General features: G+C 36.5%; 26 protein-coding genes. 25 read left to right on the top strand and 1 reads right to left on the bottom strand.

From position 1 onward, the window contains the following. Window positions 1-13: 13 nt before the first annotated feature. The 7 genes from I6H64_RS08330 to I6H64_RS08300 all read left to right on the top strand — a co-directional run bounded on the left by I6H64_RS08330 (window position 14) and on the right by I6H64_RS08300 (window position 6,260). On the top strand, window positions 14-691 hold the full coding sequence (locus tag I6H64_RS08330) for an MgtC/SapB family protein (protein WP_008841727.1): 678 nt from the start codon (window positions 14-16) through the stop codon (window positions 689-691). 365 nt (window positions 692-1,056) lie between these two features. Further along, the gene (agaB, locus tag I6H64_RS08325; protein WP_008841726.1) at window positions 1,057-1,551 is read left to right on the top strand and encodes a PTS galactosamine transporter subunit IIB; all 495 of its coding nucleotides are present in this window, start codon (window positions 1,057-1,059) and stop codon (window positions 1,549-1,551) included. A gap of 160 nt (window positions 1,552-1,711) precedes the next feature. Then, window positions 1,712-2,518 carry a PTS galactosamine transporter subunit IIC gene (gene agaC / locus I6H64_RS08320; protein WP_008841725.1) on the top strand — a complete coding sequence of 269 codons (807 nt, stop codon included), beginning with the start codon at window positions 1,712-1,714 and terminating at the stop codon, window positions 2,516-2,518. Then, the gene (gene agaD, locus I6H64_RS08315; protein WP_056985159.1) at window positions 2,508-3,308 is read left to right on the top strand and encodes a PTS galactosamine transporter subunit IID; all 801 of its coding nucleotides are present in this window, start codon (window positions 2,508-2,510) and stop codon (window positions 3,306-3,308) included. Before agaC ends, agaD begins: the two co-directional genes overlap by 11 nt. Before the next feature lie 25 nt (window positions 3,309-3,333). Then, window positions 3,334-3,765 (top strand): PTS sugar transporter subunit IIA, encoded by a 432-nt coding sequence (locus tag I6H64_RS08310; protein ID WP_008841722.1) that lies wholly within the window; start codon window positions 3,334-3,336, stop codon window positions 3,763-3,765. 129 nt (window positions 3,766-3,894) lie between these two features. After that, window positions 3,895-4,380 (top strand): hypothetical protein, encoded by a 486-nt coding sequence (locus tag I6H64_RS08305; protein WP_008841721.1) that lies wholly within the window; start codon window positions 3,895-3,897, stop codon window positions 4,378-4,380. A 206-nt stretch (window positions 4,381-4,586) separates the two neighbouring features. Continuing rightward, window positions 4,587-6,260: a DUF2075 domain-containing protein gene (locus I6H64_RS08300; RefSeq protein WP_008841720.1), complete on the top strand. Its 1,674-nt coding sequence runs from the start codon at window positions 4,587-4,589 to the stop codon at window positions 6,258-6,260. A 92-nt stretch (window positions 6,261-6,352) separates the two neighbouring features. On the opposite strand, the gene I6H64_RS08295 is transcribed toward I6H64_RS08300, so the two are convergent. Then, a complete protein-coding gene (locus I6H64_RS08295; protein WP_002830626.1) occupies window positions 6,353-7,375 on the bottom strand; it encodes a LacI family DNA-binding transcriptional regulator in 1,023 nt (340 codons plus the stop codon). A gap of 173 nt (window positions 7,376-7,548) precedes the next feature. Between I6H64_RS08295 and I6H64_RS08290 the strand changes: the two genes are divergently transcribed. The 18 genes from I6H64_RS08290 (at window position 7,549) to I6H64_RS08205 (ending at window position 25,598) form a co-directional block, all read left to right on the top strand. Then, on the top strand, window positions 7,549-8,262 hold the full coding sequence (locus tag I6H64_RS08290; protein WP_008841719.1) for a transaldolase: 714 nt from the start codon (window positions 7,549-7,551) through the stop codon (window positions 8,260-8,262). Window positions 8,263-8,287: 25 nt separating this feature from the next. After that, window positions 8,288-9,964: a PTS system mannose/fructose/sorbose family transporter subunit IID gene (locus I6H64_RS08285; protein ID WP_008841718.1), complete on the top strand. Its 1,677-nt coding sequence runs from the start codon at window positions 8,288-8,290 to the stop codon at window positions 9,962-9,964. 7 nt (window positions 9,965-9,971) lie between these two features. Next, a complete protein-coding gene (locus I6H64_RS08280) occupies window positions 9,972-10,415 on the top strand; it encodes a PTS sugar transporter subunit IIA (protein ID WP_008841717.1) in 444 nt (147 codons plus the stop codon). Continuing rightward, window positions 10,387-10,863, top strand: coding sequence for a PTS sugar transporter subunit IIB (locus I6H64_RS08275; protein WP_004166505.1), 477 nt, complete (start codon window positions 10,387-10,389; stop codon window positions 10,861-10,863). Before I6H64_RS08280 ends, I6H64_RS08275 begins: the two co-directional genes overlap by 29 nt. A gap of 156 nt (window positions 10,864-11,019) precedes the next feature. Further along, a complete protein-coding gene (locus I6H64_RS08270) occupies window positions 11,020-12,513 on the top strand; it encodes a BglG family transcription antiterminator (RefSeq protein ID WP_232623496.1) in 1,494 nt (497 codons plus the stop codon). After that, entirely contained in the window at window positions 12,482-12,958 is a 477-nt protein-coding gene (locus I6H64_RS08265; RefSeq protein WP_008841715.1) for a PTS sugar transporter subunit IIA, read from the top strand. Before I6H64_RS08270 ends, I6H64_RS08265 begins: the two co-directional genes overlap by 32 nt. A gap of 3 nt (window positions 12,959-12,961) precedes the next feature. Further along, a complete protein-coding gene (locus tag I6H64_RS08260; RefSeq protein WP_002830620.1) occupies window positions 12,962-13,282 on the top strand; it encodes a PTS fructose transporter subunit IIB in 321 nt (106 codons plus the stop codon). 4 nt (window positions 13,283-13,286) lie between these two features. Then, window positions 13,287-14,375 (top strand): PTS fructose transporter subunit IIC, encoded by a 1,089-nt coding sequence (locus I6H64_RS08255; RefSeq protein ID WP_008841714.1) that lies wholly within the window; start codon window positions 13,287-13,289, stop codon window positions 14,373-14,375. A 13-nt stretch (window positions 14,376-14,388) separates the two neighbouring features. Further along, window positions 14,389-15,249: a class II fructose-bisphosphate aldolase gene (locus tag I6H64_RS08250; RefSeq protein WP_008841713.1), complete on the top strand. Its 861-nt coding sequence runs from the start codon at window positions 14,389-14,391 to the stop codon at window positions 15,247-15,249. Window positions 15,250-15,286: 37 nt separating this feature from the next. Next, window positions 15,287-16,180, top strand: coding sequence for a ketose-bisphosphate aldolase (locus I6H64_RS08245; protein ID WP_008841712.1), 894 nt, complete (start codon window positions 15,287-15,289; stop codon window positions 16,178-16,180). A gap of 226 nt (window positions 16,181-16,406) precedes the next feature. Continuing rightward, on the top strand, window positions 16,407-18,092 hold the full coding sequence (locus I6H64_RS08240; protein ID WP_008841711.1) for a BglG family transcription antiterminator: 1,686 nt from the start codon (window positions 16,407-16,409) through the stop codon (window positions 18,090-18,092). A 2-nt stretch (window positions 18,093-18,094) separates the two neighbouring features. Then, window positions 18,095-18,532, top strand: coding sequence for a PTS sugar transporter subunit IIA (locus I6H64_RS08235; protein WP_008841710.1), 438 nt, complete (start codon window positions 18,095-18,097; stop codon window positions 18,530-18,532). Window positions 18,533-18,534: 2 nt separating this feature from the next. Then, window positions 18,535-18,819 carry a PTS sugar transporter subunit IIB gene (locus I6H64_RS08230; RefSeq protein WP_008841709.1) on the top strand — a complete coding sequence of 95 codons (285 nt, stop codon included), beginning with the start codon at window positions 18,535-18,537 and terminating at the stop codon, window positions 18,817-18,819. Between the two features lie 24 nt (window positions 18,820-18,843). Continuing rightward, window positions 18,844-20,094, top strand: a complete 1,251-nt coding sequence (locus I6H64_RS08225) for a PTS ascorbate transporter subunit IIC (protein ID WP_036685455.1) — start codon at window positions 18,844-18,846, stop codon at window positions 20,092-20,094. Between the two features lies 1 nt (window position 20,095). Further along, on the top strand, window positions 20,096-20,833 hold the full coding sequence (locus tag I6H64_RS08220; protein WP_008841707.1) for an SIS domain-containing protein: 738 nt from the start codon (window positions 20,096-20,098) through the stop codon (window positions 20,831-20,833). A 193-nt stretch (window positions 20,834-21,026) separates the two neighbouring features. Then, window positions 21,027-23,054: a beta-galactosidase gene (locus I6H64_RS08215; protein WP_008841706.1), complete on the top strand. Its 2,028-nt coding sequence runs from the start codon at window positions 21,027-21,029 to the stop codon at window positions 23,052-23,054. A gap of 4 nt (window positions 23,055-23,058) precedes the next feature. Next, window positions 23,059-24,273 carry an MFS transporter gene (locus tag I6H64_RS08210; protein ID WP_008841705.1) on the top strand — a complete coding sequence of 405 codons (1,215 nt, stop codon included), beginning with the start codon at window positions 23,059-23,061 and terminating at the stop codon, window positions 24,271-24,273. Between the two features lie 2 nt (window positions 24,274-24,275). Then, a complete protein-coding gene (locus I6H64_RS08205; RefSeq protein ID WP_008841704.1) occupies window positions 24,276-25,598 on the top strand; it encodes a glycoside hydrolase family 5 protein in 1,323 nt (440 codons plus the stop codon). Window positions 25,599-25,601 lie beyond the last annotated feature (3 nt).

Raw genomic sequence — 25,601 nt, 5'->3', positions numbered from 1 at the left:
AGGGGGTTAAACAATGCAAGCCATGGATTTAGACTGGTGTTTTCGGCTCGTAGTGGCGGCAATTTGTGGTGGTTTTATTGGCTACGAACGGTCGGCCCGGCTGAAAAATGCTGGAATTCGGACGCACATTATCGTAGCTTTAGGAGCTGCCTTAGCCATGTTAATCTCTAAATATGGTTTCTACGATTTGTTGCAACATCCTGGAATTGGGTTAGACCCTTCCCGGATTGCGGCGCAAATCATTAGTGGGATTAGTTTTATCGGTGCCGGAACCATCCTAGTGCGGGGCGCCGGTGTTAACGGCCTAACTACCGCCGCCGGGGTGTGGGCCACTGCCGCGGTCGGGATGGCAATTGGCTCGGGATTGTACTTCATCGGAATCGCGGCCGCCCTCCTGATTGTGGCCTCGCAGTCCTTGTTCCGGGACAATTTAGTTTTAAAATATTTATTACGGCACAAACATTTTCACTGCCAGATTCTATTGAAAAACGACGCTACGACTTTATCGACGATCCACGCAATTTTTCATGACGTGGGGTTCACTCGGAATACATTTTCCATCAGCAACGTAACCACCGAGCGGATTACGGTGGAATTGGAAGGAATTTTAACTGACAAGCAGGATATTGACTCAGTTTTAATGAAAATTGCGAAGAATCCGGCGGTCGTGGAAGTTCAACGGGAAGATTAAACGCAGGATTTGTATGAGTTTGCTGGCTGGTCAAGGCCGTAAAGATTAGTAGTTTAAGCACTACCCGAAGGATGGAAAAAATATAAAATCATTTGGGTGTGCTGACTTTATTAGCATCAAAAGTGCTTCTTGAGGATTTTTAAGTTCTGAAGAAGCACTTTTTTAGTTGGTAAAACTTTCAAGTTCAAGAATTGGTATATACATCTTAAAGGTGATAAAAATTGTGTAGAGATAAGGTTGTTAGCGCAAACTATTTTTAATTAAAAAATGGCAATTTAACGATTGTCTTTGGTTAGATAAAGGTTATACTTTATTTGTAAACGTTTACACTTGTTGAAGTTAGATGGGATTTATCTGATGAGGAGATGGATGTAATGGCAGCGAATATTTTAATGACGCGAGTTGATAATCGTTTGGTACATGGACAAGTCGGGGTGACCTGGACCAGGGCGGTAAAGGCCAACTTAATCGTGGTGGCTAATGACGACGCGGCCAATGACGAACTGCAACAAAAGTTGATGGCCACCACCGCGGATTCTTCCGGGGCGGATATTCGGTTCTTTACGATTGAAAAGACGATTAACGTGATCAACAAGGCTGCGGATCGACAACACATTTTTTTGGTGGTAAAAACGCCTGGTGACTTACTTAAATTAGTGGAAGGCGGCGTGCCGGTTAATAAAGTTAACGTGGGTAACATGCATTTCGCGCAAGGTAAACGGGAAATCACCAAAAAAGTTTACGTTGACGATCAAGACGTTCACGACCTCCTCGCAGTAGCTAATCGGGGAATTGAAATTTTTATTCAAGACTATCCTGGTGAAAAACAATATCCGATTACCGAACAATTGTTGAAATAACATCTAGTTAGTGTAAAGGAAGTGATTTTAGCCCCCCCAATTTTATAACAATGTCGCTAAACGTGCTCAGTAACTTGAGTATTCGGGCTTAGCCAATTAGTTTTAAACATACCTGACGATTCAGCTACTGCGCGCTGCTTATCAAGAGAGGTGAAAATAAATGTCGGTTACTCTCACACAAGGTATTTTAATTGCGATTTGGGCAATGATTTCTGGCCTTGATGCTTGGCTGCAAGCTTTCTTCATTTTCCGGCCCATCATTGTCTGCACGATTACTGGTTTGATTTTAGGGGATTTACAATTGGGGGTCATTGCCGGCGGGCTGACCGAATTAGCCTTTGCTGGACTAACCCCGGCGGGAGGAACTCAACCGCCTAACACAGTTTTATGCGGGATCATGACCGTAGTAATTGCGGCCACGAATAATACTAACCCTACCACCGCGATTGGCTTATCGTTGCCATTTGCGATGCTCATGCAGTATATTTTACTGTTCTTCTACTCATCATTTTCCCTATTCATGTCTAAATTTGACCAATACGCAGCGGAAGGCAATGCCCGTGATTTCAAACGGCTTAATTTTATTCCGCTAACGATTGTCATTGTTTCGTTTGGCGTGGTAGCTTTCCTCAGTGCCTACGCTGCGCAAACTCCAATGCACGCTTTAGTAAATTCGATGCCGCATTGGTTGACCCACGGCTTTGAATTGGCTGGTGGGATCTTACCAGCGGTTGGTTTTGCAATGCTGCTTAAGGTAATGCTGAAACCTAAATACATGCCGTACTTAGTCTTGGGATTCGTAATGGCCAGCATGATTCCATTTTCAAACGTATTGCCGGTAGCATTGGTCGGGGGCGTTTTTGCCGCGATTGAATACTTCCGGACCCGGGAAAATATGGAATTAAAGGCCCAAATTAAGGACCTTTCTGCACGTTCGCAAGGAGGTGGCATGGACGATGGTATCTAAGAATAAAAAATCCATTTTCAGCAATCATGAAATTTCAATGCTCGGTATTCGTTCTAACTTAGTACAGGCTTCGTTTTCTTACGAACGAATGCATTCACCAGGATGGACGTGGGCACAGCTGCCCTATTGGGAGAAGATTTATCGTGACGATCCCGAGGGGTTAAAGCGGGTAATGACTGACAACATGGAATTTATTAATAGCTCGCCACCGTTATACCCCATCCTCATGGGATTATTATTGACCATGGAAGAAGAACACGTTGATTCGATCACCATTAAAGGATTGAAGAACGCGTTGTTCGGACCGATGGCTGGAATCGGGGATGCAATTTTCTGGTTTACCATTATGCCGATTGTGGGCGGGATTAGCGCCTCAATTGCTAAAAACGGAAACGTCTTTGGCCCCATCCTCTTCTTCGTGGTTTACCTCTTCCTCTTCTGGTCCCGGGCGCCCCTGGCTCATCTTGGATATAACCTGGGAACCAAGGCTATTGACGTAATCCAAGAAAATTCGACGGTCATTTCGCACGTTGCTTCTATTCTGGGATTGACCGTAATTGGTTCCCTAATTGCGTCGTACGTAAAGATGCAGTTGACCATTAAAATTGGGGCCGGGAACACCGTTATTGACCTGCAAAAGCAACTTTTAGACAAGATTTTTCCTAACATTTTGCCATTTGCTTTCGTATTCTTACTGTTTTGGCTGTTGCGGAAGAACATTAGCCCGATTTGGTTGATTGTGGTGACCTTTGCTTTGTCAATTGTTATGGCGGCAATTGGCTGGATGTGATTAGTGAATAAAACGGAGATAATTGATGAACGAGATTAAAGTAATTGTGAGTGGCCACGGCGGATTTGCGTCTGGAATTCAAGCGGCCCTAAGTTTACTGATTAAGGTGCCGGAAAATTGGCAATTTATTGATTTCACGACCGGGATGAGCGACCAAGAATTACATCAAGAATTCGTCCAAGCCTTAGGTGCTGCACCTTTTGAGGAAACCGTGTTTTTTACTGATTTAGCTGGCGGAACGCCGTACAACGTGGCGGCTACATTGGCAGCAGACGTGGCGCAACTGCAAGTGGTTGCGGGATGTAATTTGGCTTCGTTGATGGAAACCATGTTCCAAACGTTTGGGAACGCGCATCAGTTGGCTAACGCCCTAATTAGCACCAGTCACGCAAGTATCAAAAGGTTTGATCCAAATGCTCCGGTTAGCCGAAATGCGGACTCGGATGATGGGATTTAGCGGGGAGAACTCGGAAGCTCGATGGAGCGACATTTTTGAAATGGGTTGGTTTAAAATGCTCTGTGTACCAACGCTTAAAAACGAGAACGTGATGATTGAAAAAGTATTAAATTGGAGAGGTTGTTAAATATGGATACCATTGGAATAGCGGTGATCGTAATCGCGATGATCGCTGGAGGTATGGCAATTAAAATCTATCAAGAGCGACGATACTTTTACCTAAGCACCTTCTTTTATAAAGAACCACAAAGCAGCAACGTATTGTTTTTAGGGAAAAGTGGGCGATATATTTTAAACCGGACTAAGGTTAGCGAGGCTAACCAACAACCAGCTAAATTTATTATTGATGAAGGAACGTTCACGGTCACTGCCGACCAACTGCTTTTGCAAAGTCATGATGGGCTAGTGATCACTTATGACAATGTGCGTAACCTAGTGATGAACAAGAACCCGCACGTGCGACGGCAGAGTCCAGCGGTGTCAGATTTAAAAACCATCGATATGAAAAATCATCGATTAATTGTTGCCCAACAACCGTTAAAAAGACTGGGCGACCACCGCGCTAAAAGCGTGGTTTCAGTGCGAAAGATGCTGGGACAGGCGGAGGTCGGTTAGAAACCACGTCGGAATATTTCTGGGATGTTCTTCGCGGGTTCTGTGAGTTTTGTTATATTGGTTAGGAAGAATTGGGCTTTATTTTAGCGTCTGCCTTGGGGTGGGCGTTTTTTTGTGGGGAGAATTTGCGAATTTTAGATGTTAAGCCCACCTGTTTAAAAGAAAATGTATAATACAATTAGTAAAAATTAATTGCAGGTGTAAAAATGGCTAACGTAAATGATCCAGTTGTAGAAAAAATTTCATTTAATAAAAACGGGTTACGATTGTTAGATGAAAGAAATGAACAGCTTTTATTAGACTACCCAACTGTTTACATTATTTATGCAGAAAACAAAGATAGTTATAGCGTTTATGTTGGAGAGACGAATAATATTAAGCAGCGAACAAGAGAACATTTTCAAGAGATGCGCTATGCTAAAAGATCCAAAATGTTTGTGGTTGGACATGAACATTTCAATAAATCATTAACACTGGATATAGAAAACAAGTTAATGCTCTACATGACTGGTAGTAAAGCCGTTAAAAATTTATCCAACAAGCGGGCTAACCCGCAGTATAAATATTTTCCTGTAGAAGAGATGAACGCTATTTTTTCAAAAATATGGCGTCAGTTACATAGAGAAAACAATCAATTATTTCCGGTTGAGAAGGTAATTGAAGAAAATGCGCTATTTAAAGCTTCCCCTTTTCACAAGTTGACAGAAGAGCAAATGAATGCTGAAATCACTATTCTGGATCATATAAAGCAAGCGCTTAACGAAGAAAAAGAGAATCAGTTAATTCTAGTGGAAGGGTCAGCAGGTTCAGGGAAAACAGTGTTACTAAGTTCATTATTTTATTTGCTTAGTGGACAAGATGAAGAATTTAAAGGGAAAAGTGCCTACATGTTAGTGAATCATGATCAGCAAGTGAAGGTCTATAACAATATCGCTAAAAAACTAGGTATCCAAAAGAAGTTTGATGAAAAAGTAATGAAGCCTACAAAGTTTATCAATAATTTTACAGACAAGGCGGATATTGCTTTAATTGACGAAGCTCATCTTTTGTGGACGCAAGGAAAGCAGTCTTATCAAGGGAAAAACCAGCTTAACGATATTATGGATCGTGCTAAAATTACTATAGCAGTTTTAGATCCGCATCAAATGCTTAGAACTCAACAATATATTGAAGGGCAAACGTTAAAAAAATTAGAGAACCGGGCTAAGAAGAATGGCCATTTAATTAAATTAAGTAATCAATTGAGAATGAACGCAGCAAAAGATACTGTGAAATGGATTAAAATGTTAGTCTATGGAAATAGAATAACTAATTTACCAAAGGATGATAAAGATTACGAACTGAAAATCTTTAAGAGCCCAGGTGAAATGTATAAGGCAATCAAAGAAAAAAATCGAGACCAAAGTAAGGGGCTTTCCCGAATGTTGGCTACGTTTGACTGGGAATTTAAAGAAAAACGGGACAAAAATCACGATTTATATCAAGTAACGGTAGAAGATTTTAGCTTGCCGTGGAATCTACAAACCAAAAGCAAAGATAAGAATTTATCCTGGGCTGAACGACCAGAAACAATTAATGAAGTAGGGTCTACCTACACAATCCAAGGGTTCGACTTGAATTACAGTGGTGTAATTATTGGTCCGTCAGTCAAATATCGTGATGGTAAAATCGTTTACGATCCTAGTGCTAGTGCGAATAAAAATGCGGTATCAAATCGCACGTTAAGTGATGGAAGCAAAGTGAAGGTATATAATCAGCTATTACCTAACGAGCTAAATGTGTTGTTAACTAGGGGAGTTAACGGGCTTTATATTTATGCCGTTGATGATGAATTAAGAAAAGCATTGCTAGCAGCTCAAAATCAGGAAATACAAAATTAATGTAAAATATTTCAAATTTATAGGTTGATAAATTACTAATTAATAAGAGGTTGAATTCTAATTTGAATTTCAACCTCTTATTTTGTCGGATTTTAATTTTTTAAAAAAGATTCACGATAAACCATTGCAATCGGGGCAATGATTTTTTGCGGCTCTGTGGGAGTACTTTGCCCTATGTTTTGTAATAGAATGTCAACAGCTTGTTCAGCTAGTAATGTTGTGTTTTGGTGGATAGTTGTTATGGTTGGCGTTGCAATATTGGCGATTGAAGCGTCATCGAAACCAATTACGCTAAGTTTTTGGGGGACTGCAATGTGTAATTTAGCAGCTGCTTTAACAACCATAAAAGCAATGTAATCATTAATTGCGAAGATTCCTAAGGGTTGTGGGTCAGAAGAATGTTCGATTAAGAATTCTTCCAACAATGTATTTTCTTCTAAATATTGATTTGAAGACACATTCAACCTAAAAACATGCTTTTCGGGATTTTTAATATTAGTTTTCTTTTTAAGGGTGTCGATAAAACCGTGAGTCCGCTCTCTAGTTGGTGAGTAATTTGTTTTTGACAAAATCAAATAGGGATCTCGTCCATCTGTGATGATTTCATTGGTGGCTTTTTGTGCTCCCGCATAGTGATCAGATTTAATGATGTTTTCGTTATCAGATTGAGGAGCTCGATCGATGTAGACAATATTTTTATTTTGGCTGGCTAAATCAGCGTTAATGCTGTCAGTAGCTGAAATGATAATTATTCCCTCTACCATCAATTCTTTTAGAACTTTTAGATAATTTTCTTCCTGAAAATAATCCCGCTCGGTATTACAAATAATGGTTGTGTATCCCGCTTTAAATAAAAGTCCTTCACATTTTTTAACTATTTTTGAATAGAATTCATTTCTTATATCAGGCACTAAAATTCCGATTAATTTTGTATGTCCGGTTTTTAACGTGGAAGCAAGCCGATTGGGCTGATAATCTAGCTCGTCCATTATGGCATGAATTTTATTTCTGGTAGCAATGCTAATGTTACCAGTATTATTAATGACCTTGGAAACGGTAGTTTTAGAAACCCCAGCTCGGTTAGCAATGTCTTGAATGGACACTTTATTTTTCATGGTTATAAAATACCTCCAAAAAAATATTGACAAACATTATAGATGGCTGTTACACTTATCCTGAAATTAAGGTTACCGGTAACCTTAATTAAACAATATTATACGTATAATAATATCACTTATTTAAAAATCTTTTTAGGGGGAACGGTATCCCCAAGTTGAGGAGTAAAATTATGGACTTATTTGATATTGATATTTACGCAGATGGTGCAGTTGTAGACGATATGGTAGAAGCTAAAGAACGATTAAACGTTAAGGGATTTACCACTAATCCTAGTTTGATGAAAAAAGCTGGAATAACTGATTACATGAAGTTTGCCAGAAAAGTTATGAGTACAGTTGGTGATCTTCCAATATCATTTGAAGTATTTTCTGACGATTTTAAAACCATGAAAATGGAAGCGCTTAAATTAGCGGAATTAGGAAAAAATGTTTTTGTGAAAATTCCGATTACCAATACCAAGGGTGAATCATCAGTTCCTCTAATTAAAGAGCTGTCAGAGCAGGGTGTTTCAATCAACGTTACCGCTATCTTAACAATAGATCAAGTTAAAGAAGTAGTTCCCGCATTTAGTGAAAATACTACAAACATTGTTTCCGTCTTCGCTGGGAGAGTCGCTGATACAGGCGTTGATCCAACAAATTTAATGAAAGAGTCTGTACAAGTGGTTAAAGAAAGCAAAGGAAACACTAAGCTATTGTGGGCTAGTTGTCGAGAAGTACTAAACATTAAACAAGCAGCTGATTTAGGAGTAGATATCATTACGGTGACAACTCCTGTATTAAAAAAATTAGGCATGGTAGGAAAAGACTTAAAGAAATTATCCTTAGAAACTGTTCAAGGTTTTAATAACGATGTAAAAGATTTGGGATTTTCAATTATTTAAGCTGGACTAAAGGAGGAAAACAAATATGATCTTGTCCGCTATTTTAGTTGCAATTCTTGCGACAATTTCGCAATGGTGGTTTTTTGCACCCATTACGCGATGCATGACGTATCCGCTAACTACTGGTATTTTAGTTGGAATATTTATGGGCCACCCTATGTTAGGGATGCTAGCAGGAGCAAATATTCAATTAGTATATCTAGGATGGATTAACGCCGGGGGTGTGATGCCTAGCAACACTATGGTAGCTGGTATATATGGGACGGCGCTAACAATTTTATCTAGTGCTAGCCCAAAGTTGGCAGTTACGTTTGCAATTCCGTTTAGCTTACTAGGGTTACTAATGGTCCAAATTTATCAAACGCTAAACTCATTTTGGGTACATAGAGCAGATAAAGCACTGGCCGAAGGTAACGTAAATCAAATTCGATTTTTAAATTTTGTTCCATCATTTATTGTGTCTTTATTGGTATATGGATTGCCAGCATTTTGCTTGGTATTGTTTGGTAAAGGCTGGGCGACAGCACTAATCAATGCGATTCCTGAAAGCTTAACCACAGCTTTAGAAGTTGTTGGTGGTCTAATGCCGGCACTTGGAATCGCAATGCTATTAAGCTATTTAGGGAAGAAGAGTTTAAATGCATATTTCTTTATTGGATTTTTCCTAGCAGTTTATCTAAAACTTGATACAACGGCAGTAGCAATCTTTTCAGCAGCAATTGCCTTTTTGATTTTTGTTAGTCAAACAGCAAAAAAGAAGGAAGATAGCCCTAAAGAAAAGAAGGTAAAACGCTTGACGTTGAATAATCGAAAAGGAGCTACTGAAGCAGTTCAACCAGCTGCTAACTCCACGGATAACGCAGGTGTGATTACTACTGACGATTACAAAGTTCAATTGAATAAACGGGATTTGATCAAGACGTGGTTATGGCAACAATCAGATGAAGCTGCTTATAATTATGAACGTTTGCAAGCTTTAGGACTTACTAACATGATGTTGTATCCGATTCGAAAACTTTACAGTGATCCTCAAAAGCAAGCAGAAGAATTGAAAAAGTACATGGTGTTTTTTAATACAGAACCACACATGGTTGGCCCAATTATTCACGGAGTGGCTTTATCAATGGAAGAAGCTCGAGCAAATGGACAAAACGTTAGCGCAGAGGATATCAACGGCGTTAGAACTGGACTAATGGGACCAGCGGCAGGGATTGGTGATACAGTCCAACAAGGAATTATTTTTCCGATTTTAGCTAGTATTGGTGCAACAATGGCTTTGGATCATAACTTTATTGGCCCGGTCTTCTTTACGGTAGTTTTTGAAGCAATTATTTACACGATTGGTTACCTGATGTTTATGTTTGGCTATAAGAAAGGGAAAAGCTCTGTAATTACCATTTTGAAGAATGGAATCATCGATAAGGTTACAAATGCTTTCAGTATTGTAGGTTTAATGGTAGTGGGGACTATGGCAGCAACCCGGATAACGGTGGATACTCCGTTAGTTTGGTCAATCGGAAAAAGCACGATGAAGTTACAAGAGATTTTGAATACGCTGGCTCCGGGATTAATACCGTTAGCAATTACTTTAATCGTTTGGCGATTGGTTGCCAAAAAAGTTAACCCAACGTGGATAATTCTTGGAATTTTTATAATTGGTATTGCTCTTTCATACCTAAATCTTTTAGGAGTAGTTAAGTGAGGAAATTATGGTAAAAATATTTTTAATTAGTCATGGACCATTTAGTAAAGGACTTTTAGAAAGCATTGAAATGATTGCTGGACCTCAAGAAGGCATTACATCTCTATCTTTAGAGCGTGGAGAGAATCCTGAGGAGTTTCGAAATCGGTTACAAGAAAGTTTATCTGAAAATTACGATGCAACTAATGGAGTTTTAGTGCTCTGCGATTTAAAGGGTGGAACGCCATACAATTCAGCAGCATATTTAAGTCAAAAATTTAAAATGAAGTTGATTACCGGAATGAACGTACCAATGGTGATTACCTTAGTCACGACGAGAACTGCCGAAACATCATTAGATGAGTTAGCGACGTTAGCTACAAGTTCAGAGTCCACAAATATTGAAAATGTAAATTTGAATTTTAAACAAGGAGGAAGAAAACATGGAAAACTTAGTATTAACAAGAATTGATGATCGGTTAATTCATGGGCAAGTAATGACTGCATGGATTAAGAACAAAGGTGCGGATCAAGTAGTAATTGTTGATGATGGAGTAGCCAAGGATGACTTTATGATTAATGTTTTAGAAAATGCGGTACCTGATAATATTGCAATTGGAATCTTTTCTAAAGAAGACGCGGTAACTTTTTTCTCAGAACCATTAGAAGCACCCACAATTATTTTGGCTAAAACTCCCCAAACGCTAGAATATATGGTTGATAACGGCATTAACATTGATGAAATTGATTTAGGTGGTATGGGAGCCAAGGAGGGGCGTGAACGACTTTATCATACTATTTCAACTAATGCAGAAGAAAATGAATCCTTTAAGCGTTTAATTGAAAAAGGCGTAGACGCATTTATCCAAATTATGCCACAAAATGAAAAAGTGAACCTAAAAGATATTCTAAACAAATAATAGTGATGAACTCTTAGATTCAGAGACTTCAAGGCGGTGACGCTTTGAAGTCTTTTTATATATCATAAATTGTCATCTACAGGTGACAGTTAGTAATAAGCACGGACATGTTCCAAATGAAATAATATGGTTGTGGCCATGAAGAAGGTGAAACGGGTGGATAAAAAAGAAACACAAATAATTTATTCGCTAGCTAAAAGTGACGCATATGTGACATCAAACCAACTTGCTTCGTTACTTCATGTATCAAATCGATCGATAATTAGAATGATTAAAAGAATAAACTCAAATACGGGAGGAGAATTAGTACGTTCTAAGAAAGGACGCGGATACAAACTTAATTACGAAGCATTTTTAAGAAATGCGCATATATTGAAAAATTTTAAAGCGTATTCTCCTATAGAACGAAGAAAAGAAGTTTTATTAAAACTGCTGTTTAAATCGCCGGAAAAAATTGGAATTAACACATTATTTGAAAACTTTTATATTAGTGAATCTGTTATTAGTACTGATATAGCGATATTAAAGCAACAGCTAAATAAAAAAGGAGTGCTGTTGATTAACAGAGACCGAACGCTAAGGGTACAGGGAAACGAATCGACAATCCGAAAATTAATAATTCGACTAGTTAATAAATGGGAGGTGGATGATTATAGTTCAATTGGGACAGAAATACCAAATTTAGCTAAACGAGATCGGGATTTCGTTGTTGGACAAATGGATTATATCGAACATAAACTGCAGTCTCCGATTTCTTTCCCGTATAACGTGAATCTTTTCTATCATTTATGTATTTTAATCAAACGATATAAAAGTAAAAATATAAAGTTTGAATTTGGAGAACCAATTAGCACCGTAGAAAAAGAAATGCTAGAAAACAACCAAAAGTTATCGGCAGTAGCTGGGCACATTGTTGATACTTTGGAAGATTATATTAGTGTAAAAATGCCTCCGATTGAAAAATATTACATTTTTCAATATTTGAATTCTGCAAGGTTAATCTCCGAATCTAAAGATAAAGAATTAAAGTTCATTAATTTAACTAGGCTACTTCTTAAAAACATTTCTGAAATTTTAAAGATAACCATTCAAGGAGATGGCATTGAGGAAGATTTATCGCTTCATGTAGAGCCAATGTTTAAGCGAATTATAAATGGTATAGAGATTAAAAATCCTATTTTAGAAGATATTAAATTGGAATATCCAAATATTTTTCAAGCTACCGAGATGGTAATGAAAAAAATATTCCGAGAATACTATAGTAGCAACGTTTCTGATGATGAAATTGGTTTTGTTGCTATATACATTGCAAAATTTATTGAGCAACACGGACATAATATGAAGGCGCTAATAATGTGTTCCAGTGGTATAGGCACTTCTGAGCTGTTGAAAGTAAAAATAGAAAAAGAGCTTCCTAATTTGGTTATTGAAGATGTGATTTCTTTTAGAATGTACGAGAAAAATAAAGAAAAGTGGAATCGTAAAGTGGATTTGATTTTAACTACAATTGCAACCAACGAAAAGGTTATTGATAAACCAATTGTATTAGTGAATGCAATGTTTACGAAAACGGACAAAATAAGAGTTGAAAAGTTAATTGAAAGGTTAAGCCAGAAAAATGGAAAAGACAATTTTAAACCAAGTGATTGATGAAAAATTAATTGAAATGAATTTGAAATCAAATACGAAAGAGGGGGTAATAAGAGAATTATCGAAAAGATTATATGAACAGGGAAATATAAATGATTTAGAAGTATTTGTAGAAGACGTCTTATTACGTGAAAAGGAAGGAATTACTGGACTTGGACAAGGAGTTGCTATTCCCCATGGTAAGTCGAAGTCAGTTATTAATACCACGATTGCGATTGGTAAAAGTGAACATGATATTCCATGGGAAACGTTAGATGAAACGCCTATCCGAGTGGTGATCCTGTTCGCAGTTCGGGATACTGATGCAAGCACTGTTCATATTAAGTTGCTCCAAAATGTCGCCAGATTCTTATCAGACGATGATTTTATTAATGATTTACACAACGCAGAAACTAAAGACGATCTTTTGAAATTACTAAAAAATTCAAAGGAAGGGGATGGATAGTTAATGAAAATTGTTGGTGTAGCAGCATGTACGTCGGGAATTGCCCACACTTACATTGCTAGAGAAAAAATAGTAAAGGCAGCTCAAAAATTAGGATATGAGATTCACATGGAAACTCAAGGAACAATCGGTACGGAAGATGAGTTAACAGCTACAGATATTAAGGAAGCAGACTTTGTTTTACTAGCCGTGGATATTAAGGTTAACGGAAAAGAACGGTTTACTGGTAAAAAAGTTGTTGAAGTACCTACAAATACAGCAATAAAAGCACCTACCAAATTATTGAAAACAATTGTTGAGAAGTTAGGCCTTAACGGAGGATAAAGCTATGAAAAAGTTGCAACTTAAAAAGCATGCAATGACTGCGATTTCATATATGCTTCCTCTTGTGGTGGCTTCGGGTTTATTAATCGCTATTGGAAATTTAACTGGAGGACATGAATTAACTAATTTTAATGGTAGTTATGGTATTCCATCTGCCTTAACAACGCTAGGCGTTTTGGGGATGGGATTGCTTGCACCAGTGATTTCGGCAGCAATTGCCTATTCAATTGCTGATCGTCCGGGGATTGCTCCAGGTTTATTGAGTGGAATGATTGCTTATAAAATCGGTGCAGGATTTTTAGGCGGAATGTTGGGCGGATTTATTGCCGGATGGATTGTGTTGCTTCTGGTGAAATATATAAAAGTACCAAAATGGGCAGAAGGCTTGAAACCAATGATGGTGATACCACTAATTTCATCAGTAATTATGGCAATCTTAATGTTTTATATAGTAGGACAGCCCATTGTACTAGCAACAAATGCTTTAACGGAGTTTCTTAATAGTATGGAAGGCTCAGCACGCTTCATTTTTGGATTTATCTTAGGTGGAATGGCAGCCTTTGATTTTGGAGGACCGGTTAATAAAGTTGCATCGCTATTTGCAGATGGGATGCTGTTACAAGGCGTTCAACAACCAGAAGCAGTAAAGGTAATGGCATCAATGATTCCTCCTTTTGGAGTGACGTTATCATGGGTACTATCTAAGCTTATTCACAAAAATATTTATACAACCCAAGAAATTGACAATATTAAAATCGCTTTTCCAATGGGAATTGTCATGATTACAGAAGGAGTAATCCCCATTGCAGCAGTAGATCTTTTTCGAATGATACTAAGTTGTAGCTTTGGTGCTGCAGTTGGTGGAGGTTTATCAATGTCATGGGGTATTAAAAGTCCTGTTCCATCTGGTGGGATGTTCATTGTACCGGCGATGAATAAACCTTTGCTATTTATACTGGCGTTGTTAATCGGTTCAGTAGTTACTGCTAGCTTGCTAATTCTTCTCAAGAAGAATATAAAAACTCAGAAATCTGAGACAACTGTTGCAGAGGAAGAAGAAAATATTGACTTAGACGATATTAAAATTAATTGAATGGAGGAAAGTGATGCTCGTTTCGATGAAAGATATACTAAGTGCTGCTAATCGAGGAAAATATGCGGTACTAGCTATAAACTGCTTTAATTTGGAAAGCGCTTGTGCAACGGTCAAAGCAGCTGAAAAAAGACGATCGCCCATCATTATTGATTTACTGCAAGAACATATGGAAAAGCATATTGCGAAAGAAATATTATTACCTTCAGTGGTGAAGATGGCAAAACTGGCTACCGTAGACGTAGCAATTAATCTTGACCATGGTAAATCGGTAGATTACGTAAAAGAGTGCATAGTAGATGGATTTACAGGCGTTATGATTGACCAGTCAGAAAGAAATTTTAAAGATAATGTTCGAATTACAAAAGAGATTATGGACTGTGCCCTACCTAAAAATATTGGTGTGGAAGCTGAAGTCGGTAATATGGGAGCCGTGAAGAACGACCAATTTACAAAGCAGGAGATGTATACCGATCCAAAGGAAGCAATCAAATTTATTAGGCGAACAAATGTAACCGCTTTAGCGATATCGTTTGGCTCATCCCATGGTGTGATGCCTAAGGATTTTATTCCAAAGTTTAACTTTGATATCGTCAAAGAAATTAAGAAGGCAACGGGAATTCCGCTCGTTATGCATGGTGGATCAGGATGCGGAAAAGACAATATTGCAAAAGCCGTTTCAGTGGGAATAAATAAAGTTAACGTAGGGTCAGACATTTTAAAAGCACAATCGGAAGCTGTCTATGTACAACAAGAGGATAGATATATGGACTATGTAGATTTACTGCAGATAACGATGACCGAAGCTGAAAAGGCTGTTGATGAATATATCGATGTTGTTGGCTCAACTAATAAGACATCAGTAACTTTATAAATTTAAAGTTTGTAACAAAAATTGGAGGAAAAATTTTATGTTAATTAATATGAATCAATTATTATCAGTAGCTAAGAAAAACAATTTTGCTGTAGGAGCTTACAATGTGTCTAATGCGGAATTATTAAAATCTGCTGTTGAGCAATGTGAAGCAGATAATGCTCCAGCAATTATAGCCGTACATCCAACAGAAATGGCCTATGCAAAAGATGACTTCTTTGCATACGTATTACAACGAATTAGAAATAGTAAAATACCATTTGTATTACATTTGGATCATGGTGATACTTTAGAAAATGTAGCAAGAGCGATTCACAATGGTTTTAGTTCAGTAATGATTGATGCTTCATTAGAAGAATGGCAAAATAACGTTGATATTACAAGAAAAACAGTTGATATGTGTCATTTAGTTGGAGTATCAGTAGAAGCAGAATTGGGTACGATCGGACAAACTGGAAATCATATTAAAGAACATTTGCAAAATGGAATCTATACTAAGCCAGAAGATGCAGAACGCTTCGTAGATGAAACAGGAGTAGATACCCTCGCGGTGGGAATCGGAACGGCACATGGAATTTATCCTACTGATGTTGAGCCTAAAATCAGAATCGATATTCTAAAGCAAATTACGGATGTTGTTGATATACCTTTAGTTTTGCATGGAGGATCTTCAAACCCAGATAGTCAAATTGCTGATGCCGTACACAATGGTATTTCAAAAGTTAACATTTCATCGGATTACAAATATGCATTCTTTAAAGAAGCACGTAAAATTCTCAAAGAAGATGATGGCTGGGATCCAAATAATTTGTTCCCTAAGGCAATTGAAGCAGCTAAAGAAGTAGTACATCACAAAAATGAACTCTTTGACTCGCTTGATAAAGCTGATCTTTACCAAGGGATGGATCCTTGGAGGGGACAGTTGTTGTAAGGGAATGATTTTATTGAGATAAATCTATATTTACTATGTACAAATAAAAAGGCGTCCTTAAAGACGTCTTTTTTATTTGTCTCAAAACAATATTAAAGCCAGTACTAAGCTGAAAAATAGTCGAGGAATCCTTTTAAATGTACAATGTCTAAAATTATCATTTTGATAAAAAGGTGTTCAGTTTTTTTGCTATTTTCCTGTTAAATAATTGGTCTTCTGCGCATGTATGCGGTTACTTAAAATTAAAGTTGAAGGTGATGACTTGAGTGCAAATGAAATTCCAACAAGTAAAGAACGAAAATATTTTATATTAGCAAGACTTCTAGACGGAGAACATGTGAGTTATCAGCAATTAGCTGACACTTATTTTGTGTCGCGTAGCAGTATTGCAAACGATATAACTTTTGTTAAGGAATTACTTTCAAAGGATAATGTGCCGCTAGACTTTGATAATGAAGGGACGTATATAAGAGGAGATGAGCAAAGTAAGCAGAAAATTTTAAAGCGAATTGTTACGAACTTTATGAGGGAAACTAATTCAAATAATCGGATTATAGAAAAATTTATTGATACTAATACATTCCGGAAAATCAAAAAAGCTTTTGAACGAAAAACTAAAGAATGGTCGTTAGAAATTCCAGAAAATTATTTAGATGACATCGTAATTTCAACGTCTATTGTAGTAAGTCGCGGTGCCAGAGGTTTTCATCTTCAACAAAATGATAGAAACCAATTAGGCAATATATTCTTTCAATTTGAAAAATATCCATTGGTCTATGAGTTACTAACTACAGTAGAAAAAGAAGGTATATATCAGTTTTCTGCAGATGAGTTGCGTTACTTGTCATATATTGTTTTAGGTAATGGCTTCAAAATTTTTATGAAAAATGCCTCTATTCCTAAGAATTTTCAAAATGAGGTAAAAAAGTTAATTGCTAATGTTGGTGCTGATATAGGAATTGATTTTACACAAGAAACTAAACTAGAGTCAGATTTACTATTACACCTTTATCAAATGGTTTTACGATTGAAAGCGGGGATGACAGTTATTAATCCGCTGTTAAACGAGATTAAACATAATTACGCACGCTTATACGGTGTCGTATGGTACGCATTGCGTGAATTTGGAAGTACTAATAAATTAACAATTTCAGACGATGAGGTTGCCTTTGTAACTATTCATTTTCAAGCAGCTATTGAACGGCTTAAAAATATTAAAAGAATATTGTTTGTGTGTCCAAATGGAATAGGGACTAGCTCCTTAATTTCTGCAAAAATGCATCGAATTTTGCCTAGTGTAACGATGATTGAAGTAGTTTCAACTGCGGAATTAGCGCAACAAAACCTAGATGATGTCGATTTAATCATTTCGACAGTTTCCTTGCCAAAAATGTCAGTTCCAGTCGCTAAAATATCGCCTATGCTAACTTTAGAAGATATGAAAACTATTGTGAATCAGTATCTTGAAATCACTATGAGTAATTCAATTACAAGCACTGAAACAGCTGAAATTGGTTATGCGTTAGAAAACATAAAGGGACATGTTCACTTTAAGAATGTTTCTTCTAAGACGATAGCAATTGATTATTTATTAAAAACTAACAATTGGCCTTCTAAAGAGGCTAGAAATAAATACTGTCAGTCTGTACACAATCGTGAGCGGTTGCAATCGACTTATTTAGGAAATGGGTTTGCTATTCCGCATGGTGATCCTAAACTGGTGGCACATAGCGCTATTTCAGTACTGATTTTAGATAAGCCGATCGATTGGGGAAATAATAAAGTTGATGTAATTTCTTTATTGATGATTCGTAACGAAGATAAACAAATTCTAAAACCATTTATGAATCTTGTTATGAAAGGGATAAAAAACAAAAAGTGGTTTATTAATAAAATGATGGAGGCAAAGTGAGATTGATTGACAGTTTTTTGAATGAAGAAAATATTCAAGTTGTTGATTCGGTAAATGATTGGCAAGGTGCAATAAAAAAAGCAAGCGAACCATTGTTAAATTCAGGAGCAATTACTACTGAATATGTGGAAAATATGATTGCTAGTGTAAAAAAGAATGGACCATATATGGTGCTAGCGGACTATTTTGCTTTAATGCATGCGCGCCCAGGGTTTGGTGTTAATAAATTGGGAATGAGCTTATTGGTTGTAAAAAGGCCAGTGGATTTATCTGGTAAGCCAGTCAAAATTTTCTTTGTAATGGCAGCAATTGATAATAAAAGCCATTTAGAGAGTTTACAACGTATCATGTCTGTTTTTATGGATGAGGAATCATATCAAATTATTTTAAATGGGAGAAAAGAAAAAATTATTTCTTTATTTAAGGAGAAGGAGGAATAGAAATGAAAATTTTAGCTGTTTGTGGTTTTGGTGTAGGTAGTTCAATGGTATTAAAAATGACCTTGGATAAGGTAGTTAAAGATCTGGGTATTGATGCTGAGGTGACTAATACAGATATTGCTACCGCAAAGGCCACTAATGCAGATGTATATTTCACGAGTGCAGAATTAGCACCAGATCTGAAGGAATCAACAAATAATCCTATATATCCAATTAAACGTTATATGGATAAAAACGAAGTGATGGAAAAAATGAAGGAGTATCTAAAAGAAAGGGAGGAAAATTAAACTATGGACATTTTGAAAACTGTAATGGATTTTGTTTTAAATAACGTATTACAAGATCCTCCAGTTTTATTAGGACTAATCGCTATGATTGGCTTAATCGTGCAACGTAAGCCAATTTCTGAAATTGTAAAAGGCAGTGTTACGGCAGCCTTCGGGATGGTTATTTTAACTGAGGGAGTTAATATGCTTACCGGAGTAGTTTCGGCTATTAACACCTCTGTGCAAGCAAAAATGGGTATTAGTGTGGCTAAAGGATTGTCTGATGCGACATTTACTGCAGATTATGGCGGTGCTGTTGGAATGGCAATGTTTTTGGCTCTTATCATTCATTTAATTATTGCAAGATTTACACCAGTAAAAACTATTTTTCTTACAGGACACATGTTATGGTGGGTACCATTTGTTATTGTTGCTGGCGGAGTAGAAGGCGGACTAAGAGGACCTATATTAATTATTGTAAGTGCAATTATGTCAGCGCTTTACTTTTCAGTTGCCCCTTGGATCTTACGAAAGTATATATGGGCAGCTACCGGGGATGACTCTTTCTTAATTGGGCATCCAACAACTATTTTATCGCTAATTTCTGGATTTGTAGCTAAACGAGTTGGTAATAAAGAACACTCCACAGAAAATATTAATGTACCCCAAGGTTTATCATTTTTCAGAGAAATTTCTATTAGCGGTGGATTGGTAATGTTCTTAGTTGACATAGTAGTTGGCCTAATTGCGCCTGCTTTGGTCCCTAAAGGTGGCAATTTGTTTATGGTGGCATTGAACGCGGGCTTAACATTTGGAGGTGGACTTTTAATTTTGCTTTACGGAGTTCGTTTGCTCGTTAACCAAATTATTCCTGCATTTCAGGGTATTTCAGAAAAACTTGTGCCCGGTGCCAAACCTGCATTTGATGTACCAATCTTATTTAACTACAAACCGAATGCTGTAATTATTGGTTTTATTTCAGCATTTATTACATCAACTATTTTGGTGTTAATTGCTAATACTACCAATTTGTTCGGTGTATTAGTTGTACCGATGGTAATTACTTGTTTCTTTGAATGTGGTGGTGCAGCTATCGTTGGTGAAGGACAAGGCGGAGTTCGAGGAGCCGTTATTGGAACGGCAGTAGCTTCATTCGCGATGATTGCATTAGTTGGTGTTTCTGCTGCAATGATGGGTGACACTATTAAAAACTGGATATTAATTTTTGGGGGTAATGATTTATCATTATGGGCGATTATTAGTAAACTAGTTACTTCGATAATCGGAGGTTTTTAAAATGTATCAATATATAAATAAAGTTAAAAATATTTTAGACGAAGTAGAATCAAGCGAAAAAGAAAATATTAATCAAGCAATTGAATTGATTGTACAAGCAAACGAAAATAAAAATTCAATATATAGTTTTGGTGCAAGCCACGCTGGAATTCTTTCAGAAGAGATGTTTTATCGTGCTGGTGGGATGATAACAATTAATGCAATCTTTGGTCGTGAAGTGATGCTAGATCGAAAACCAATTACATTTACTAGTAAGATGGAACGTCTAGAAGGGTATGGAACAACATTAGCTAATACTGTTAATTTTAAGCCTGATGATGTTTTGATATTACACTCTGTTTCAGGGCGAAATCCAATTATTATTGATCTCGCATTAGCCGCTAAGCAGAAGGGAGTTCAGATTATTGGCTTAACTAATATTAAATACTCTAAGTCGGTAACTAGCCGGCATTCTTCTGGGAAACGTCTTTTTGAGGTGTCTGATGTAGTGATTGATAATCATGGCGATATTGGTGATGCAGCTTGCCAATTAAAGGGAGCTCCTCAAAAAGTTGGACCAACTTCAACAGTAATCGGTGCTAGCATCCTCAACACAATAATTGTAGAAGCTAGTCAGCAACTAGTGAATGATGGGAAAGGTGATGCGCCAGTATTTTATTCAGCAAATTTAGATGGAGGCGATGATAAAAATCGGGAGCTTTTTAACGAATATCAAGATATGATTCACTACCAATACTGAAACTAAAAATAAAAAATCATTGCGTACCTTAAACGGGTTTGGCAATGATTTTTTTTGTGAAAAAACGGATGCTCTATATAAAATCTTCTTCAATTAGTTTCATTTTCTGTTATTTAAACAGAATTTTGTTTAATTACTAAAAATGTATAAGGATATACAATGAATTCAAGAAAACGTTTTCTTTATCAGAGAGGTGGTTGATGTTGATATGTTTGAAAATGTGCCAATTATTTTTGGGGGTGATTATAATCCAGAACAATGGCCAGAAGAAGAATGGCAAACTGACATAAATAAGCTAAAATCCGCAAATATTAATGCGGCAACAATTAATGTTTTTTCATGGTCGATAATAGAGCCAAGGCAAGGAGAGTATCATTTTGAGATGCTGGACAAGATTGTATCCCTTTTGAAGAAAAATGATTTTAATATTATTTTTGCAACTTCAACTGGCGCAATTCCATTTTGGATTAGTAAAAAATATCCACAAGTATCTAGGGTAGATGTTAATGGAGTAAGACAGGTACAAGGTAAAAGGCACAACGCTTGCCCTAATAGTCCAATTTTTCGCCGGTTAGCTGGTGAGTTAGTTTATAAACTGGCAGAAAGGTATAGTGATGAAAAAAATTTGGTGGCTTGGCATGTCTCTAATGAGTACGAAGGATATTGCTATTGCGATATTTGTACGGAAAAATATCGAGAATGGCTTAAGCAAAAATATAATAGTTTATCTAAACTAAACAAAGCTTGGAACAGCAACTTCTGGAGTCATACTATTAACAATTGGGATGAAATATATCCTCCGATGATGACAACAGATTTGTTTTCAAATGGGAAATCAGTTCTAGGTGGAGCAGAAATAGATTATAGAGAGTTTCAAACTGATAGTTTACTAAATAATTTTATATTGGAAAGAAATATCATTAAAAAACTTGACAAGAAGCATCCAATAACTACTAATTTTATGGGAAGCCAGAAGGATCTTGATTATTTTAAGTGGGCACCTGAATTAGATATTATTTCTTGGGACAGCTATCCACAGCCAGACTCAGAACCTAGTGAGAATGCTATGGAACATGATCTAATGCGAGGTCTAAAAAGGAAGCCATTTATATTAATGGAACAAACTCCTAATCAACAAAGTTGGCATTCTTACAATAAAATTAAGCGTCCGAACGAAATGAGGATGCTAAGTTATCAGGCAATTGCCCACGGCGCTAATAGTATTAATTTTTTTCAATTAAAACAATCTAGAAGCGGAGCAGAGAAGTTTCATGGTGCAGTGCTTACGCTGGGAAGTGAAAATCGAACTCGTACTTATCGAGAAACGAAACAGTTAGGTGAGGAGTTAAAAAAACTTCCTAAAGAATTGCTAAATACATGTTCCCAAGCAAAAGTGGCGATTGTTTTTGATTGGAAAAGCTACTGGGGGATTGAAAATTCAATTGGACCAGTTGCAAATTTTAATTATGTATCGGAAGTTCAAAAATTTTATAAGCCCTTTTACGATAATGGTATTCCTGTAGATATAGTTTCAAATAGTACGCAATTAAATCAATATAAAATCGTAGTAGCCCCTGTAATGTATATGTGGAATTCGAATTTTACACAAAATATCAAACATTATGTAGCAAATGGCGGAACTTTTCTAACTACCTATCTTTCAGGAATTGTAGATGAAAATGACAATATATTTGTTGGAGGGTATCTAGCGCCCTTAAAAGAAGTACTAGGTATTCGAATCGATGAAAGAGATACAAGGAGTATTAATGATGCTATAGAAATCATTAAAAAAGGGAAAGCAATCGGGAAAGCAAGCGGCGTATGTGATTTAGTTATTAAAGAAGGGGCTAAAGAAATTGCACATTACTCAGATGAAGTTTTTTATAGCGATTATTCTACTTTAACAGTTAATAATTATGGAAAAGGACGAAGCTATTACTGTGGGGCCTCTTTGGATGGAAAGGGAATACAAAATTTGGTAAATACCATTTGCGACAACGTTAGATTACCCATTTTTAACGAAAAAAAAGAACAAGTTGAAATGGTAGAACGAATTACTAGTATGCACCGATATTTCTTTGTTATTAATACCCAAGATAAAAGTGTGGCTATAAAGAATCCGTTACCAGGATCGTTTGATATTCTGGGTGGCAAAAACGTTGGAAGCGTTTTAAATTTAGGGCCGTTTGATGTACTGATTCTTAGTAAAAAGAAGGGATAAACTTATGGAAGAAAAAGCGTTAAATATAGAAGCGACGAAGCAAAAGTATTCACGGTTAATGAAGGGATCATTATTATCTATATCTGTCATTTTGACTTCTGGCACTGCAATTGCAGCAACAATTCCTAGTTGGCTAAAAGCTTTTCCAGATATTCCAAGAGCTAGTATTGAACTTTTAGAAACGTTGCCTTCGATAACGGTAGTTTTTGCAACTTTAATTAGCACGTGGATTGCAAAGCTTATTGGGGTAAAGAGGACGGTTATTTTAGGTTTATTAATTGCTGGATTTGCTGGAATTACACCTGCATTAATAACTAACTATGCTTTATTTTTTATTTCGCGATTATTATTAGGAATAGGATTTGGGCTGGTTAATTCTTATGCTGTTAGTTTGATAGGGATGTTATTTTCTGGTGAAGAGCGAGACAATATGATGGGCTACAGAGGATCGTGTGAAAAATTAGGAAGTAGTTTATTTACCTTTATGGCTGGGGAACTTTTAGTGGTTTTTAACTGGCATGCGGCGTTTTGGGTTTATGGAGTAGCGTTTTTGTTAACAGTTTTCTTTGCACTATACGTGCCTGAACCTTCAAATAATATGAAAAATGAATTTATTAATGATCAAAGTAAGAAAACTGAACGTCAAAAAGTGAACGGAAAAGTTATTTTTTGGACGCTTTTTTGCACAATATATTTGATTCCAATCATCGCTTCGTATACAAGAATTACGGAACTAGTTACTACGAAAGGTTACATGACTTTAGGACAAATAGCTGTAGTACTTAGTCTGGCACAGTTTGGGGGTATCCTGACTGGTTTGCTTTTTGGAAAGCTTTTAAAATTATTGAGGTTTTCTTTTTTACCAATAACGGTTATTTTAACAGGGATAAGTCAGCTAATGATTGTTATGTCTACTAATCCATGGATAGTTGGAGCAGGAGTGATTTGTGACAGTACTATATCAGGACTGGTGGTTACATATGTTTTTAATTTAGGACCAGATATTGCTCCAAAAAAATCATTAAATTTAGCTACTTCATTGATGATTGTAGGATGTAATGTGGGTACTTTTATTACTCCTTTAGTATTGGGGCTAATTGGTAATACTAATGACTTGGGTTATTCATTTGCATTTTTTGGATGGGGATTAGTGATAGCGGGTGTTTTGATGTTTGGAATTATTAAGCCCCTTTCTAAAGCTAACAGTTGGGAGGAATAGTTATGGAATTTATTGAAACCAAAAACAAACAGCTTTTTTTCAAAGGAAAAGAATTAAAGTTAAGAGGGCTGGGAATAGGAACTTGGTTAAATATTGAGCATTTTATGATTGGATTGCCAGGACCTCAAAGCATGATTTTAAACAGCATTGATGAAGTATATGGCACTGGAAAGGCAAAAATATTTTTGGATAAATACGTGGATACTTTCATTAATGAAAAAGATTTTGCTTTTTTGAAGGAACAAGGTATTAATTTCATTAGAGTTCCGATTAATCATCGCCTTTTCATGAATGATAATACACTTGAGTATAATGATTTCGGTTTTTTGAAAGTTAAAAAACTTTTGGATTTTTGCGAAAAATATAAAATCTTTTGCATGCTTGACATGCACACTGCACCGGGTGGGCAAAATCCAGATTGGCATAGTGATAATAGAACGGGAGTACCTGAATTTTGGCAATTTAAGCAATTACGTAATCAGTTAGTTAGCATTTGGACGGAGATTGCTAAAAGATTTGGTGATAAATACAGTTACTTACTGGGATATGATTTATTAAACGAACCGGCAATGGCAGGTTGGAAACAACTAAATGAATATTTTAAAAATACTACTGAAGCAATAAGAAAGTATGATCAAAATCATGCAATTATTTTAGAAAGCAACCATTTTGCTATGGACTTTACAGGTCTAGAGAGCGTTCAGGACAATAAAACTATTCTTAGCTTCCACTATTACCCTACAGTATGGAAGCAGAATTTATTGGATAAAGACTTGGATTATAAAGTGCGAAAGAGAGAGTTTGCAAAAGGATTAGAAAAATTACTTAGTACCACAGAACATCTTAATTATCCACTTATTTGTGGTGAAGCGGGTTATGATATTGATCCGGAAAATGTCAAGTTTTCAATGGATTTATTAAAGGACACTATTGACATTTTTGAAGAACAACATGTTTCGTGGTGCTTATGGGCGTATAAAGATGCTTGCTTTATGGGCTTAGTGCATCCAGATAAAGATTCTAAATGGATGCATTTAGTCAAAGAAATACACAAAAGATGGACCCATTATGAAGAAATGAACCAAGCAAATGAAATTGTAGAAGGAATCTCTGAAATGTTCGGTTATCACAACGCAGATCTAGAATATGAATCACAATTCAGAATTAGAGGGATTCTTTATAGGTATCAACAAGAAAGTATATTAATTCCCTTACTGAAAAATATTAGTTGGGAAGACTTAAGTGACATGATTGAAGATTTCTCATTTGATAAATGCAACTATTATACAGAATACGTTAGTTTGTTAAGACATTATTTAAAATAAGAC

The organism is Pediococcus acidilactici (genome assembly GCF_016127815.1).
Classification (GTDB): domain Bacteria; phylum Bacillota; class Bacilli; order Lactobacillales; family Lactobacillaceae; genus Pediococcus; species Pediococcus acidilactici.
Note: the sequence above shows the minus strand (reverse complement) of the source record. Positions and strands in the feature narration are given on the sequence as shown.

Excerpts from the sequence above, each read along its gene's own strand:
- I6H64_RS08275 (WP_004166505.1), top strand. The coding sequence starts at position 10,387 with ATGGAAAACTTAGTATTAACAAGAATTGATGATCGGTTAATTCATGGG.
- agaC (WP_008841725.1), top strand. The coding sequence starts at position 1,712 with ATGTCGGTTACTCTCACACAAGGTATTTTAATTGCGATTTGGGCAATG.
- I6H64_RS08330 (WP_008841727.1), top strand. The coding sequence starts at position 14 with ATGCAAGCCATGGATTTAGACTGGTGTTTTCGGCTCGTAGTGGCGGCA.
- I6H64_RS08245 (WP_008841712.1), top strand. The coding sequence starts at position 15,287 with ATGTTAATTAATATGAATCAATTATTATCAGTAGCTAAGAAAAACAAT.
- I6H64_RS08295 (WP_002830626.1), bottom strand. The coding sequence starts at position 7,375 with ATGAAAAATAAAGTGTCCATTCAAGACATTGCTAACCGAGCTGGGGTT.
- I6H64_RS08265 (WP_008841715.1), top strand. The coding sequence starts at position 12,482 with ATGGAAAAGACAATTTTAAACCAAGTGATTGATGAAAAATTAATTGAA.
- I6H64_RS08310 (WP_008841722.1), top strand. The coding sequence starts at position 3,334 with ATGAACGAGATTAAAGTAATTGTGAGTGGCCACGGCGGATTTGCGTCT.
- I6H64_RS08210 (WP_008841705.1), top strand. The coding sequence starts at position 23,059 with ATGGAAGAAAAAGCGTTAAATATAGAAGCGACGAAGCAAAAGTATTCA.
- I6H64_RS08290 (WP_008841719.1), top strand. The coding sequence starts at position 7,549 with ATGGACTTATTTGATATTGATATTTACGCAGATGGTGCAGTTGTAGAC.
- agaB (WP_008841726.1), top strand. The coding sequence starts at position 1,057 with ATGGATGTAATGGCAGCGAATATTTTAATGACGCGAGTTGATAATCGT.
- I6H64_RS08255 (WP_008841714.1), top strand. The coding sequence starts at position 13,287 with ATGAAAAAGTTGCAACTTAAAAAGCATGCAATGACTGCGATTTCATAT.
- I6H64_RS08205 (WP_008841704.1), top strand. The coding sequence starts at position 24,276 with ATGGAATTTATTGAAACCAAAAACAAACAGCTTTTTTTCAAAGGAAAA.
- agaD (WP_056985159.1), top strand. The coding sequence starts at position 2,508 with ATGGTATCTAAGAATAAAAAATCCATTTTCAGCAATCATGAAATTTCA.
- I6H64_RS08225 (WP_036685455.1), top strand. The coding sequence starts at position 18,844 with ATGGATTTTGTTTTAAATAACGTATTACAAGATCCTCCAGTTTTATTA.
- I6H64_RS08280 (WP_008841717.1), top strand. The coding sequence starts at position 9,972 with ATGGTAAAAATATTTTTAATTAGTCATGGACCATTTAGTAAAGGACTT.
- I6H64_RS08250 (WP_008841713.1), top strand. The coding sequence starts at position 14,389 with ATGCTCGTTTCGATGAAAGATATACTAAGTGCTGCTAATCGAGGAAAA.
- I6H64_RS08305 (WP_008841721.1), top strand. The coding sequence starts at position 3,895 with ATGGATACCATTGGAATAGCGGTGATCGTAATCGCGATGATCGCTGGA.
- I6H64_RS08230 (WP_008841709.1), top strand. The coding sequence starts at position 18,535 with ATGAAAATTTTAGCTGTTTGTGGTTTTGGTGTAGGTAGTTCAATGGTA.
- I6H64_RS08285 (WP_008841718.1), top strand. The coding sequence starts at position 8,288 with ATGATCTTGTCCGCTATTTTAGTTGCAATTCTTGCGACAATTTCGCAA.
- I6H64_RS08240 (WP_008841711.1), top strand. The coding sequence starts at position 16,407 with ATGCGGTTACTTAAAATTAAAGTTGAAGGTGATGACTTGAGTGCAAAT.
- I6H64_RS08260 (WP_002830620.1), top strand. The coding sequence starts at position 12,962 with ATGAAAATTGTTGGTGTAGCAGCATGTACGTCGGGAATTGCCCACACT.
- I6H64_RS08300 (WP_008841720.1), top strand. The coding sequence starts at position 4,587 with ATGGCTAACGTAAATGATCCAGTTGTAGAAAAAATTTCATTTAATAAA.
- I6H64_RS08220 (WP_008841707.1), top strand. The coding sequence starts at position 20,096 with ATGTATCAATATATAAATAAAGTTAAAAATATTTTAGACGAAGTAGAA.